Genomic DNA, 13,929 nt, shown 5'->3' on the forward strand with positions numbered 1-13,929 from the left:
TCGACACGCCGGGTTCGCGTCCCGACCAAGACCCCGGCATGCATCCCCTCACGGCCATGCGTCCGCTAGACCGCCTTTCCCTGCGCCTGGCCCTGCCCCTGGCCGCCGGCCTGGCCTGCCTGTGGTTCGGGCTTGTCTGGGCCGTTCAGGACACCGTGGAGCGTTTCGCCGTCGAACACGTTTCCACCGACCTCTCGGTCATGAACGGGGAAATCAGCCGCATCCTGGACGACACCTACGAAACCCTGCTCACCGGCGGCAAACTGGGCGAAAGCGACGAGATCAACAAGGCCAAGGCCCAAGCCCTGGCCAAGGTGGCCCAGCTCTTTCGCCTGTTCGACTTCCAGGGCGCGGTGTTCGGACCCGGAGGCGAGGTGTTGCTCAACCACGGCCTGAGCGAAAGCCAAACCCTGCCGCGCTCCCAGGAAAGCACCCTGTGCCGGGAGGAACCCGGAGCGGACTGCATTACCCAGGTGGCCTTTCCGCTGTGGAATTGGCGCGTGCTGGTTGTGGGCAACAGCCGGGAATACGCCGAACTCTCCGCGCGCCTGGCCGGCGTGGGCCGCCTGACCGGAGCGGCCCTGGGTCTGGCGCTCAGCGCCTTTTTCGCCTTCACCCTGTGGGCGGTGTCGCGCCCGGTGCGCCAGATCGTCTCCAGCCTGGAGCGGGGGGAACGACCGGAATACCGAGGCATCAAGGAATTCACCGAACTCTCCGACGCCTTCGGCTCCCTGATGGAAACCCTGGAGGTGCGCGAAGCGCGCGTGCGGGCCAGTACCCTCTGGTACAAGAAAATGTTCGAAACCGCGCCGGTCATGCTCTTCACGGTGGGCTTGGCCAAGACCTTCGTGGACATCAACCAGCACCTGTGCGCTCACGGCGGGCATCGCCGCAAGGCGCTGATCGGCAAAAGCGTCGACGATCTCTTCACCTTCGACCAGGAGGACTTCGACCCCCTGTTCAAGGGCCGGGACGTGACCAAGGCCCCGGCGGTCATGCACACGGCCCAGGGCGAAGACCTCGACGTTCTGGTGGACGCCGCCGTGATCAACGACCCCACGGGAGAACGGGTGGCGCTCTGCGTGGTCATCGACATCACCCCCCGGCTGCGGGCCGAGCGGGAACTCATCGCCGCCCGCGACCAGGCCCTGGAGGCCAGCCAGGCCAAGAGCGAATTCCTGGCCAATGTCAGCCACGAGATTCGCACCCCTCTCAACGGCGTGCTGGGCATGCTCCAGCTCCTGGGGCGCACCAGCCTCGATCCCCGCCAGGCCCGCTTCGTGGGGACCGCCCTGGAGAGCGGACGCGCCCTGCAGGCCCTGCTCACGGACATTCTCGATTTTTCCAACCTGGACGCGGGCGCGCCCCCTCCCCAGCCCGAATCCTTTTCGCCCGTGGGCATACTCGGCGAAATGGCCCAGCTCTTCGGTCAGGAAGCAGAGAAGAAGGACGTGGTGCTCACCATGGAAACCGGACCCGGCATGCCGCCGCGGTTCATGGGCCAGGGCGGCATGCTGCGCCAGGCGCTTTTCAATCTGGTGGGCAACGCGGTGAAATTCACCCCGACCGGCGAGGTCCGCCTGCGCGTGGACGCCTTGCCGCCCGCATCCCGCTCAAACGCCTGGCGGCTGCTTTTCTGCGTGGAAGATACGGGCATCGGCATTCCCGAGTCCAAGCTGTCCCGGGTGTTCGATCCCTTCACCCAGGCCGACGGATCGCGTTCCCGGCGTTTTCAGGGAGCCGGACTGGGCTTGGCCATCGTCAAGCATCTGGTGACCCAGTGGGGCGGCACCCTGGCCTACGACACCGCCGAGGGCGAAGGCTCGACCGTGTGCTTCACCCTGCCCGTCACCCTGTGCCCGGAGGAAGCCGCGCCCCTCCCGGCTTCCCCGGCCGAGCCGGAAGCCGAAAACCCCGCCTCGGGCAAGCGCGTGTTGCTGGCCGAAGACGATCCGGTCAACACCATGATGACCATGGACATGCTCGAAAGCCTGGGCTACCAGACGACCATAGTGGACAATGGCCAGGCCGTTCTGCAAGCCCTGACCCACGAAGACTTCGACTGCCTGCTGCTCGACATCCAACTCCCCGCGCCCGACGCCCTGACCACCGCCAGGGCCGTGCGCGGTTCGCGGGAGTTGGGCGACAAGTCCCGGGTGCCCATAGTGGCCCTGTCCGCCCATCCCCTGCCCGGCGACCGGGAACGCCTTCTGGCCGAGGGCATGGACGACTCCATAGCCAAACCTCTTGCATACGAAACCCTGGCGGCGGTGCTGGCCAAGATGATGCGCAAGCCCTGGCGCGCGCAAGACCGGTCCTGAAAGAGCCCGTCCGTCAGCCTCAGGTGACCCCCATGAGCAAGCACCTTTGCATCCACGGCCACTTCTATCAGCCCCCGCGCGAAGACCCCTGGCTGGGGCTCATCCTGCCCGAGGGCAGCGCCGCGCCCCAGATCAACTGGAACCAGCGCATCTGCCGCGAGTCCTACGCGCCCATCTCGCGGGCCAGACGCCTGGACTCCCAGGGCCGCATCGCAGAAATAATGAACCTTTACGAGTGGATAAGCTTCAACGCCGGCCCCACCATGATGAACTGGCTGGCCCAGGCCGAACCGGAAACCTGCCGCCGCATGGTGGAGGCCGATCGGGCCAGCCTGGACCGTCTGGGACACGGCAACGCCATGGCCCAGGTCTACCACCACCAGATCATGCCCCTGGCCACGGAGTTGGACAAGGAGCTGGAAGTGGCCTGGGCCGTGGACGACTTCGTGGCCCGTTTCGGCAGCGCGCCCGAGGGCATGTGGCTGGCCGAGGCCGCGGTGGACATCCCGAGCCTGGAAGTCCTGGCCCGCCACGGCGTGATCTTCACGGTGCTGGCCCCGGGCCAGGCCCGCCAGGTCGCCCCCCTGGACGGTGGGTCCTGGACCGACGCGCACCCGGACAGCCTGGACATCACCCAACCCTACCGCGTGTCCCTGCCCTCGGGGCGCCCCATGTCCGTGTTCTTTTACGACGGGCCGCTCTCGCAGGCCGTGGCTTTCGAAGGGCTGCTCTCCGACGGGTCCAACTTCTTTCGCCGCATCGCCGACGCCGCCCGGCCCGGACTGACCTCCCTGGCCACGGACGGCGAAACCTACGGCCACCACTTCACCTTCGGCGAGATGGCCCTGGCCTACGTGCTCGACCAGGCCCGCCAGGGCGCGCGGGGCCTCACCCTGACCAATTTCGCCGCCTATCTGGCCGCCCATCCGCCCACCCGGCAGGTACGCCTGCACGAGCCCTCCTCCTGGAGCTGCGCCCACGGCGTGGAACGCTGGCGAAGCGACTGCGGCTGCACCAGCGGCGGCCACGCCGGCTGGCGCCAGACCTGGCGCGGCCCTTTGCGTCAGGCCCTGCAGGGGGTGAAAAGCGGGGTGGATCAGCACTTTTTCCGACGCGGGGCCACGGTCTTCACCGATCCCATGAAGGCCCTGATCGGCTACGGCAAGGTACTGGCCAAGCTTTGCGACCAGGAGAGCTTCGAAGCCGCGCACCTGCGCCCGGGTCTCGGCGCGACGGAGCGCACCGTGGCCTGGAAGCTCCTGGCCATGCAACAGTGGGGATTGGCCTCCATGGCCAGTTGCGCCTGGTTTTTCGACGAAATCGCGCGCATCGAGCCTATCAACGCCATGACCTACGCCCTGCGGTCCATGGAGCTGGCCCAGGCCACGGGCGCGCCCGATCTGGAAGGCCCCATGCTCGCGGCGCTGAAGGACGCGCCTTCGAACCTGCCCGAATACGGCGACGGGCGCACCATTTTCAACACCCTGGTCCGGCCCCGGCGCGAGAGCCTGGAGTCGCTCGCCGCCCAGGCCCTTCTCACCCTCTGGGCCGAGGAACGCCTGCCCGCCCCCGAGCAGAGCGCCCAGGCGGACTGGCCCGGCGTGCGGGTGAGCGTGCGCGCCGCCAGCCTGAAGGACGGCGAGTTCTCGGGCGGCGCCAGCGTGCGCTGGAATCTGGAGAGCGGCGCGGAAAACATGGAGCTGTCCTGGCGCTTGCCCGAATCCGGCGACCCGTTGGCCCATCCCGTGCGGGCGCGCTTCGCCGGCGGGCGCGAGGCGGTGTTTCACCCCAGGTCCCTGCCGCAGAACAAGCGCCAGGCCCTGGCCAACGCCTGGGTGACCAGGGCCGAAGAGTCCCTGTGGCGGGAGTCGGTTCGCCGCATGGAGTGCGGCGCCCACTTCATCGACGAGCTCCAGGACGGCCAGAACACCCTGACCCTGGCCCCGCGTTGGGCCGGACTGTGGCCCGCCCTGGTCTGGAGCTACGTCTGGGGGCTGGACTTGGGCGGCAAGCGCCAGAAGCTGCTCACCCTGTATCTGCACAAGACGCCACGACCCGCCGAGTCCTGCCGGGAACTCACCCGACGCATCGGCCTGCACGCCCTGGCCGAACTGGAGACCGGCTCCCCGGACTGGGACCGGCTGTGCCGCCTGGTCGCGCGCATGCGCGAGATCGGCCTGCCCGAGGACTGGTGGGCCGTGCAGAACCGCCTCTGGGAAACCGGCCTGTTCCAGGGACCGGGCCGGACCTTCGCCGGACTCATCGGGATGGGCTCATGATCGACCGCAACGCCATCGCGCTTCGCGAACGCCTGATCTTCGCCCTGGACGTGCCCAGCGCGCCCGAAGCCCTGGACTGGGTGCGCCGCCTCTCGCCCGCGGTCGGGCATTTCAAGGTTGGTCTGGAGCTCTTTCTGGAGGGCGGCTTCCCCCTGGTGGACGAGATCGTCGCCCTGGGACACAAGGTCATGCTCGACCTCAAATTCCTGGACATTCCCCGCACCATGGCCATGGCCGTGCGTCAGACCGCCCGGCACGGGGTGCATCTGGCCACGGTGCACGCCCACACCACGGCCCAACTCAAGGCCGTGCGGGCCGAGGCCGGCGCGGTGAACCTGCTCGGGGTCACCGTGCTCACCAGCATGGGCGAGGAAGACCTGCGCGAACTGGGCTGCATGGGCGAAGTGGAGGACCTGGTGGCCCTGCGCGCCGGCTACGCCCTGGCCTGCGGCCTGGCCGGCGTGGTGTCGTCGGGGCGCGAGGCCGCCATGCTGCGCCGCCGGTTCGGGGAGGATTTCGTCATCGTCACGCCTGGCATCCGCCAGCCGGACCACGCCGGCGACGACCAACACCGGGTGCTCACTCCCGGGCGGGCCATCGCCGCCGGAGCCGACTACCTGGTGGTGGGCCGGCCCATCCGCCAGTCCACGGATCCGACGGGAACCGCCCGGGCCATGCTGGACGACGTGGCGGAAACCCTGGAAGCGCTCAAGGAGCGCACGGACTGAGACGCCGCCGAGGCCCCGCCCCTTTCCCGACGCGCTACCGGCTTCGCCCGCCGCCCCGGCGGCAAAGGGGCCGAGACTTTTCGAGGCCGGCCGCGCTCGCTTTCCTTGCGCGATCTCGCAAAAAACCGCCGGAAACGTTCGTTTCCGGCGGTTGTCGTTTCTGTCGCCCGTACGCCACGCCATCTCATACTCAGGCGGATCGCCTCATTGACAAGGGGTTCGAACGCTGGTCCGCAACGGTCCTTGGCGACGCGCCTCTTCTGTCCCGAGCGCCCGGTCCAAACGCCAGGCCGGGGACCGACGCGTCGCAAGAAAAGGACAAGCGTTCAGGCGTTGCAGTCCGATTCAGGGCTTGCGCTTGACCGCATACCTCCACACGGCCAGTCCGGTGGCCGTGACCAATCCCCACGGGATGGCCGAAACCAGGGCCGCTCCCGTGGCCAACAGGCTCCCGGTCTTGACGGTGGCCGGTAAAACCATGCCCAACGTCACCAGACACAAGCACACCTCAATGCCGACGAACACGCAGAGGGAAAGTTTGTTGACTCGCATGCTGACAAAATAACACAGCCCATGCCGCCAGGCAAGACGCCCGCTTCGGCCGGCCTCGCGCTTCCCTCCCCGGAAATGCGAGCCCCGGACGCAGCGCGAAAACGACCGCTTCGGCACGGTCGGCCCGCGCTTGCACGGGCTTGCGCCCGGGTGACCTCGCCTGTTAAGCGCGGGTATGAACATCCTCAAAGCGCTTTGGCGAGGCTTTTTGTTGTTGTGGACCACGCTGTGCGCCATCTTTCTTTTCGGGGTCGTGCGCACCTACATCGCCCAGTCCCTGGGGTTCCCCTTTCTGGGTATCGCCTTGACCCTGGGCATGTGGGTCGGGGGCATCTGCCTGGTCTGGGGCGTGAGCAAGCTGGCGGGCCGATTTCTGGCCAAACGGTCCTGAGCGGTTCCGCGCTCAGCAGGTCACCACGCGATTGCGCCCTCTGGCCTTGGCCTCGTACAGGGCCTTGTCCGCCCGGCGCATGATCTCCGACAGCGCGTCATCCCCATTGCGCCAGGAACAGACCCCGATGCTCACGGTGTAGCCCACCGTGTGTCCGTCTATTTCCTGCCGGTCTTTCGCCGCCGCCTTGAGCAGTCGCGTGGCCGCGGACAGGGCTTCCTGCGCCGTGGACTCGATGAGCACCGCCCCGAACTCCTCGCCGCCCAGGCGACCGAAAATGTCCGTGTCGCGCAAGGCCTTCAGGCAGGTGCTCGCCAGGCTCTTGAGCACCTGATCTCCCTGCTCGTGACCGTAGGCGTCGTTGATGGACTTGAAATGGTCCACGTCCAGGGTGAGATAACTAAAGGGCGTGCCGTAGCGCTTGGCCCGTTCCAGCTCGCGATGCGCCAGTTCGAGGAACCGACGGCGGTTGTTCACGCCGGTCAGGGCGTCCGTGAAGGCCAGGGAGCGCAGCTCCTCCTCCATACGCTTGCGTTCGGTGATGTCGAGCAGGGTCAACAGCAGGCATCCCCGGCCGCCGATCTCCAGGGGCAAGGTGGCCACCAGGGCCGGAACGTGTTCGCCGCGCCGGTTGGTCAGGATGATCTCGCGCGAGGCACCGTTTTCCCGCAGATCCCACCCGGAGATGGGTGAAGGCTGGGCCTCGGGAAAGAACGGGCGGGAGTCCTTGCCCAGGAGTTCGACCTTGCCCGCGCCCAGCAGAAGCTCAGCCGAGGGGTTGACGTCCACCACCAGGTGGGTGGCCCGATCCACCAGCAAAATGCCCGTATTGATGGAAGACAAAAGCGTGGAGAGGTATTTCTGCTTGTCCCGCAGGGCTTCTTCGGCCTGTTTTTTCAGGGTGATATCCAATTTGACGGCCATGAAATGGGTAATCTGGCCGTTTTCGTCGAAAATCGGAGCGATGGACGCGTTTTCCCAGAAGAGTTCGCCCGTTTTCTTTCTATTGACGAAATCCCCCTTCCAGATCTTGCCGCTGGTGATCGTGGACCACAGGTCCTGATAAAAATCTTCGCCGTGTTCGCCGGAGCGCACCATGCCCGCCCGGTTGCCCAGGCATTCTCCCATGGAATAGCCCGTGGTCTCGCAAAAACGCGGATTGACGTACTCGATACGACCCTTGCGGTCCGTGATGACCACCGAAACCGGACTCTGCTCAATGGCGAGCGTGAGCATCTTGAGGGCCTGTCCGGCCTTCTGCAGCTTGGCCGTGCGCTCCTCCACCAGCACTTCCAGGTGTTCGCGGTGGCGCGTGAGCTCGTTTTGCACCCGCAGGCGCTCGGTGATGTCGCGAAAGGCCACCACGGCCCCGCGGATGGTTTCGCCGTCGCGAATGGGCGAAACCGTGTATTCCACGCTGAAATACATTCCCTGGGCGGTCCAGAACACTTCGTCGTCCCGGGTGGTGGGGCGTCCGTTCTGCAACACCCAGCGAATGGGGCACTTCCAGACCGGATAGGCCTTGCCGCTGCGCCTGGTGTGGTGAATCAGGGTGTGATCGTCTCGGCCGAGCACCTGGGTCACGTCCGCATAGCCCAGCATGGTCAGGGCCGCCGGATTGGCGAAGGTGATCTTGGCGTCCTGGTCCACGCCGTAGACGCCGTCGCTGGCGGAGTCGAGAATCGCCGCCAACTGCTCGCGCCCGTCGCGCAGAGCGTGCTCGCGCGAAGCCAATTCGTCCATCATGTGATCGAAGGTTCGGCCGAAACGGATGAGTTCGCTACAGGCCCGCATTTCTCCCACCCGCACCGCCGTGTCACCGGCCGCCAGGGTGTCGGCCGCGGCGGTCAGCCGGTCCATGCCTTCGCCCACGGACTTCTCCGAAAGCAGCCGGGAAACGGCCAGGGCCAGCACCAGCACCGCGCCCACCAACAGCAGCGACTGGCCCAACCGCCCCGTCAAGGCCTGCATGAGGCTGGGCACCGGAGCGCCCACCAGAATGGTCAGGTAGACCGGCTCCCCCGGCGCGAGGCGTAGTCTGCGAAAGCCGTACAGCACGCGCTCCCCGTCGCCCCCCACGGCGACAAAGCGGCCCCGCTCCTCCCCGGTGTCCCCGAGCCGCTTCGTCACGCTCGGGGGAGCCGGCATGCCGCGCATCAGGAGGGGATTTTCCGGCACGCGATGGATGCGTCGCAGGACATGGTCCAAAAGCGCCACCCGCGCCCCGTCCGTGGAGGCGATCTGGCTGGAGAGGTCGTCCGTGCCCTGCAGAGGCAGGGCCACGAAGAGCACGCCCGACAGGTTCACCCCGTCGAAAACGGGCATGGCGTAGTGGAAGGCGTCGATGCCCGTGACCGGACTCAGGGCGAATTCGCCGGCGCTGAACGCCTTGGTGCGCACGGCGTCCGCAAAGACCTTGAGATTGCCCAGCGAAACCTCGGGCGCGCACGGGGCGGCCGAGGCGCACACCCGGCCGTCCGGCAGGGCCAGGGCCAGGTTGGCCTTGAGGGGGGTGTTTTCCAGAATGCGCCGAAACAGCGCGGTCACGGCCCGGGGTTCGACCTTGCGCACGATGTCGACCTCGGCCAGGGACCCCAAAAGCAGCCGGCAGGACTCGGCCTGGCGGAACTTGATTTCACCCAGGCTGTCCGCCATGTACACCATCTGGCGGCCCAGGTTTTCCTCTTCGTTTTTGACATCCAGCCAACCGAAGAAGAGCATGGCCCCCATGGCGGGCAACAGCGAACAGAGCACAAGCAGGTTGAGGGTCTTGCGTATGGGCCAGTCGGGTGGGTTCAGCATGAACCCCCCGGCCGTGAGCCGTGGCGAAGAGGCATGACAGGTCCCCTCTACCAGCCGATGACAGGCCTGGCGGGTCAAAGCCTGTCGCACCGCAAAAGCTCGAAGCGTTCGACGACAGGACAGGACGACAAAGGCGTTGCCAAAAGGTTCCACCCGATACGGCGCAGCCGTACGGTACGGCTTTCCGATCGGACTTCACCATTCAGAGCGGTTAGCAAAAACCCCCTCGCCTGTCGAGAGCGCGCCCCGCGCTCCTTTCGCGCGCCCCAGGGGCTCACAAGATGGGAGAGAGCAGGCGCGCCAGGCGCACCGCCGCCTTGAATCCCAGCCACCGCCGGGTGTAGTCCGCCGCGGTGGCCCGGCGGCACAGGGCGAAGTCGGCTTCGAGCATGTCCCGCACCTGCTCGGCGAAGCTCCGGTCGGCCACGGCCAAGGTGATTTCGAAATTCAGACGGAACGACCGGGTATCGCAGTTGGCCGTGCCCAAAAAGGCCAGTTCGTCGTCGGCCAGGGCCACCTTCTGGTGCAAAAAGCCCTTCTGGTAGCGGTAGAACTTGACGCCCTGGTCCTCGAGTTCCGGGAAATAGGAATACGCGGCCAGCCAGACCATGAGGTGATCGGGTCGGGACGGCAACATGACCCGCACGTCCACTCCGCGCAGGGCGGCCAGTTGCAGGGCCGCGGTGACCTCCTTGTCGGGCACGAAATAGGGGCTGGCGATCCACACCCGGCGCTTGGCCGTGTGGATGAGCGCGGTCAGGGCCAGGGCGAAGGTTTCCTGATCGTCTGCCGGGCCCGAAGGCAGGGCCAAAACGGAAAGTCCCGGGCCCTCGAAGCGCGAGGTGTCCCAATCCAGGTCCGCCACTTCCCCCGAGGCCCAGTACCAGTCTTCAAGAAAGCACAACTGCACCATCACCGCGGCCGGGCCTTCCACGCGCACGTGGGTATCGCGCCAGTGACCGAAGCGCAGGCTTTCGCCCATGTATTCGTCGCCCACGTTGTGCCCGCCCACAAAGGCCACGCGCCCGTCCACCACCACGATCTTGCGGTGGTTGCGAAAATTCACCTGGAACCGGTTGCGCCACCCCTTGGTGGTGTTGAAGGGCCGCACGTCCACCCCGGCGGAGGCCAGCGCGTCCAGATAGGCCTTGGGCAGGGCGTGGCAGCCTATCTCGTCGTAGACGCAAAGCACGCGCACCCCCCGCGCCGCCGCTTCGGTCAGCGCCGCGAGCAACCGTTGGCCCAGTCTATCGTCGTGGATAATGAAAAACTGCACCAGCACGTACCGTCGGGCCTGGGCCACGCCTTCGAAAATGGCCTCGAAGGTCCTGGGCCCGTCCACGAGCAGGCGCGCCGAATTCCCCCCGGTAAAGGGCATGCCGGCCAAGCGCTCCAGCACCTCCAGGCACCCGATCATGGACTCGGAAGCCGGCGGCAAGGCCCCGTCGGGACTGAGTTCCCGACGCAGGGCCTCAATCTCCAGGTTGCCGGCCCGTCTGGCGGCCACGTACCCCACAAAACGGTCCCGACCCAACACCCAGTACAGGGGCACGGCCAGGTAGGGCATGGTGAGCATGCCCATCACCCAGGCGATGGCCCCCTGGGGCGACCGGGAGGAAAACAACGCGTGCAGGCCCGAAACCACGCCCGACAGATGCAGCAGGGCCAGAACCCCGAACAGCAGGTACTCCAGGGTGACCAAGGCGTCGTGGCTGATGGTCACGACGCGGCCACCCGAAAAAACAATACGTTCGCGTTCACCCGATCTTCTTCTCCAGCGCCTGGCGCAGGGCGTGTCCGTCCTGCAACCCTTGCAGATAGGCGAAGCGCATGCACACCCGGCGCACACGTTCGCCCAGGCTTTGCAACTCCTCGACCAGGGCCTTGGCCTCTTCCCGGGTCTCCTCGCCTGTCAGTTCCAGCAGGCGGTCGGCCGCCTTGCGGATGGCCTCGCGGTAGAGGGGAAACTCCTCGTCCGGCAGGGGAGCGCCGTAAATATCTTCCAACCGAGAGGAAATGATGTCGGGAAACACTGTCTTGACGCCGTCCATGATGTCCTCCTTGAAAATCAACCTTCGGTCAAATACGCAAGGAAATCGGCCCTGCCCGCCATCCGGCAATCCAGGTAGCGGGCCGCGTACTCCGCGTAGGTCATGGCCGTTCCGTAAATGGTGTAGCGCCGCTCCGCGCCGGCGAAGGCCAAGCCGTGAAACGCGGCCACCCCCGGATGGACGGGCAACTCGAAGTCCCCGTAGAAGTCCGGGCAGATCTCCCTGAAAGCCGGAGGCAGCGGGGCCATATCCAGCAAGGCAAGCACCGCGTCGGCCGTACGCAGCAGGATCTCCCGGCCGGGATGGTTGATGGTGCGAAACAGTTGCCTGGTGCGAAAGTTCTCCTCCATATACGACACATAGGGCACGTCGCAAAGGGCTTCCTTTTCTCGTTCGCGGGCTAACGACGCCTCAAGCAAGGCCTTCAGGTCGAAAAGACGGCTCACGTCGGCCCGGGTGGCCTGGCGCAGGCACTCGTCCCGGTCGAGCTCCTGCTCGATCAGGTCGTCGAGAAAGCTGTCCGCGCAGTCGAACCCCGCCCGGTTCGACCAGAACGGCCAATACCCCGTGAAAAACATGTTGGGAAAGCAAATCGTCTTGCATCCCCCGGGCAGTCGGGCCACAAACGCCTGAGTGGAAAGCTCCCCCCAAAGCGGCCCCAGATGCTGGTGCAAATACAGGCCGCACCGGGCCAGACTGCCCGGCCTTACCGGCTCCTGCGTGAAATTCACCACGAATTCCACCTCGTAGCGGGCCGTAAACTCCAGAGAGGCCGAAAGCAAAGCGGCCAAAACCTCTCCCTGGCAGTTGCCGTGCAGAAGGCAGAGCTGTTTCATTCATGCACCATATCCTCCATCCCCCGCAAGGAGAAGCGCCATGACGACCCGCGAAGAACTTTGGCGTCTGCTCGAAAACCAGGGGCCCAAACCCGGCATGCTCCTGCACGCCCTGCAAAGCGAAGCCGTTCTCGCCGCCCTGGCCCGCCGCCTTGGTCACGACGAAACCCTCTGGGGCCTCACCGGCCTGGTCCACGACCTGGACTTTCCCCATACCCACGAAACCCCGGCCCAACACGGACTCCAGGCCGCTCGCGACCTGGCCGGACTGCTGCCGGACGAAGCCCTCCACGCCATAGAGGCCCACAACGGGGAACTCAACGGACACACCCCCGCCTCGGTCCTGGACTTCGCCCTGCGCGCCGGCGAATCCGTCACCGGATTGGTGCATGCCGCCGCGCTCATGCGCCCGGACGGCTACGCCGGACTCCAGACCAAAAGCGTGAAGAAAAAAATGAAAGACAAAGCCTTCGCCCGCAACGTGCGCCGCGAAAACATCCGCGAATGCGAGCGGCTGGGACTCGACCTGGACGAATTCCTGGACCTGGCCGTCACCGCCCTCGCCGCCCTGCCCCAAGCCCAAGACGCCGCCGGCCCCCGCCCCGCCGGCCCGCCGTGTTGCGCACGGAAGGTGTAGGAGAAGAAAAGAAGTGGAAGAAGAAGGAGAGGGAAGATCGGGGGAGGAACCTTTTGTGAACAAAAGGTTCCTCCCCCGAACCCCCTTCTCCAAAAAACTTTCTCATGGGTGCGGCCGGAAACGCCGGGGAAAGACGATCGGACGCGACGACGAAAGGGGCGAAACGTTTTGAATCGGCTTTTTTGTGCAAACGGAAAGTGCGTTGACGGGTTGAGCCGTCCAACGCACCGCCGCGCCATGATGCGACCCGATACTGAAGTTTTTTGAGGAGGGAGGAGGGCCGGGGGGAGGGAACCCCTTTTTTTCAAAAAAGGGGTTCCCTCCCCCCGATCTTAACGCTTCGCAGCACTCCCCATCCTAAAAGGGATTGATGGTCTTTTCCCGAGTAAAGGCCATGTACCCGACGTTGGCGCCCAGGCGCAGGCCCATGCCGAAGCGGATGGGTGCCAGGGTGACGGGTCCGGAGCGTTGGTAGTTCATGCCGAAGCCGCCCACCACGTAGGCGCTGCCGTCCACGCCCGGGTAGCGTTGGAAGATCTGGTCCACGTTGGTCATGCCGTAGACCAGGCAAAAGACCTTGGAGAGGTTGATGCCCACATCGAAGCCCAGGGACGGGCTTTGCCAGTAGACGTAGACCTTCTGTCCGTTTTTGAGATGCAGCCATCCTTCTCCGTAGCGCAGCCCCACGAAGAGCGCGCCCGCGCCTTCGCCGCCCTTGATGAAACCCGCCGGCTCCCCGTACCGATCAAAGGCCTTGCCGATGATTTCGGCCAGGCCGCGCGCGCCGCCTTCGAAAAAGCCCATGACCTGCTGGTCGATCTCCTTGCGGGAGTAGGTTTGCGTCTGGGTGGCTTCGGGCGAATGATACATGTCCGCGCCCGAGCCCGATGGCGCGGTGGCGTTGTCCTGGTATGAATCCGCGGGCTGGCCCTCGGCGGGCGGGGTCCACTGTTCGGTCTGTCCCGATGCGGGAGCCGGCGCCGGGGCGGCGGCTTTGGCCGGGGCGCTGGTCTGGGCCGGAGTTTTCGAAAAGGCCTTTTCCGCCGGATTGCCCGAGGTCTGGTCCTGGGGCTGGGGCTGGGGCTGGGCGGCCGGTTCTTCGGCCTGGGCCGGGGCCTGGGTCGTCCCGGACGAGGCCGGAGCCTGCACATGGGGCTTGTTGACCGTGGGTTCGTTGGTGATGGTGCGCTCTTCCAAGGCGAAGCAGGGAGCGCACACGGCGAACACGAGCAGGACGATTCCAAGAAGTGTCAAGCGCTTCACGGGGTTCTCCATCACGACAAGATGTTGTTTCGCGCCGGGCCGCACATGTCCGGGCTCCGGCGCGGTCAA

Annotated in this window: 11 protein-coding genes; 5 read left to right on the forward strand and 6 right to left on the reverse strand. The window is 66.0% G+C overall.

Annotation, left to right across the window (positions count from 1 at the left end; translation table 11 throughout):
- The first annotated feature begins 38 nt into the window (after nt 1-38).
- Genes ACYQ01_RS10090 through pyrF form a run of 3 tightly spaced genes read left to right on the forward strand, consistent with a single transcriptional unit; the run spans nt 39 to nt 5,328 of the window.
- Complete coding sequence (locus ACYQ01_RS10090; RefSeq protein WP_459933715.1) at nt 39-2,321, forward strand: ATP-binding protein; 2,283 nt, start codon at nt 39-41, stop codon at nt 2,319-2,321.
- A gap of 32 nt (nt 2,322-2,353) precedes the next feature.
- On the forward strand, nt 2,354-4,600 hold the full coding sequence (locus tag ACYQ01_RS10095; protein WP_459933716.1) for a DUF3536 domain-containing protein: 2,247 nt from the start codon (nt 2,354-2,356) through the stop codon (nt 4,598-4,600).
- Nucleotides 4,597-5,328, forward strand: coding sequence for an orotidine-5'-phosphate decarboxylase (pyrF, locus tag ACYQ01_RS10100; protein ID WP_459933717.1), 732 nt, complete (start codon nt 4,597-4,599; stop codon nt 5,326-5,328). The genes ACYQ01_RS10095 and pyrF overlap by 4 nt, the downstream gene beginning before the upstream one ends.
- Before the next feature lie 345 nt (nt 5,329-5,673).
- Here the strand turns inward: pyrF and ACYQ01_RS10105 are convergent, their stop codons facing one another.
- Nucleotides 5,674-5,880 (reverse strand): hypothetical protein, encoded by a 207-nt coding sequence (locus ACYQ01_RS10105; RefSeq protein WP_459933718.1) that lies wholly within the window; start codon nt 5,878-5,880, stop codon nt 5,674-5,676.
- 175 nt (nt 5,881-6,055) lie between these two features.
- Between ACYQ01_RS10105 and ACYQ01_RS10110 the strand changes: the two genes are divergently transcribed.
- Nucleotides 6,056-6,271, forward strand: coding sequence for a hypothetical protein (locus ACYQ01_RS10110; RefSeq protein WP_459933719.1), 216 nt, complete (start codon nt 6,056-6,058; stop codon nt 6,269-6,271).
- 12 nt (nt 6,272-6,283) lie between these two features.
- Here the strand turns inward: ACYQ01_RS10110 and ACYQ01_RS10115 are convergent, their stop codons facing one another.
- The 4 genes from ACYQ01_RS10115 to ACYQ01_RS10130 all read right to left on the reverse strand — a co-directional run bounded on the left by ACYQ01_RS10115 (nt 6,284) and on the right by ACYQ01_RS10130 (nt 11,960).
- Nucleotides 6,284-9,073 carry a PAS domain S-box protein gene (locus tag ACYQ01_RS10115; protein ID WP_459933720.1) on the reverse strand — a complete coding sequence of 930 codons (2,790 nt, stop codon included), beginning with the start codon at nt 9,071-9,073 and terminating at the stop codon, nt 6,284-6,286.
- 274 nt (nt 9,074-9,347) lie between these two features.
- The gene (cls, locus tag ACYQ01_RS10120; RefSeq protein WP_459933721.1) at nt 9,348-10,796 is read right to left on the reverse strand and encodes a cardiolipin synthase; all 1,449 of its coding nucleotides are present in this window, start codon (nt 10,794-10,796) and stop codon (nt 9,348-9,350) included.
- A gap of 34 nt (nt 10,797-10,830) precedes the next feature.
- Entirely contained in the window at nt 10,831-11,124 is a 294-nt protein-coding gene (locus tag ACYQ01_RS10125; protein WP_459933722.1) for a hypothetical protein, read from the reverse strand.
- Nucleotides 11,125-11,141: 17 nt separating this feature from the next.
- Nucleotides 11,142-11,960 (reverse strand): WcbI family polysaccharide biosynthesis putative acetyltransferase, encoded by an 819-nt coding sequence (locus ACYQ01_RS10130; protein WP_459933723.1) that lies wholly within the window; start codon nt 11,958-11,960, stop codon nt 11,142-11,144.
- Nucleotides 11,961-12,000: 40 nt separating this feature from the next.
- Here ACYQ01_RS10130 and ACYQ01_RS10135 point away from each other — a divergent pair, with 40 nt between their 5' ends.
- Nucleotides 12,001-12,597: an HD family phosphohydrolase gene (locus tag ACYQ01_RS10135; RefSeq protein ID WP_459933724.1), complete on the forward strand. Its 597-nt coding sequence runs from the start codon at nt 12,001-12,003 to the stop codon at nt 12,595-12,597.
- Nucleotides 12,598-12,954: 357 nt separating this feature from the next.
- Here the strand turns inward: ACYQ01_RS10135 and ACYQ01_RS10140 are convergent, their stop codons facing one another.
- Complete coding sequence (locus ACYQ01_RS10140; RefSeq protein ID WP_459933725.1) at nt 12,955-13,860, reverse strand: DUF1134 domain-containing protein; 906 nt, start codon at nt 13,858-13,860, stop codon at nt 12,955-12,957.
- Between the last annotated feature and the right edge of the window lie 69 nt (nt 13,861-13,929).

The organism is Fundidesulfovibrio butyratiphilus, assembly GCF_054657235.1.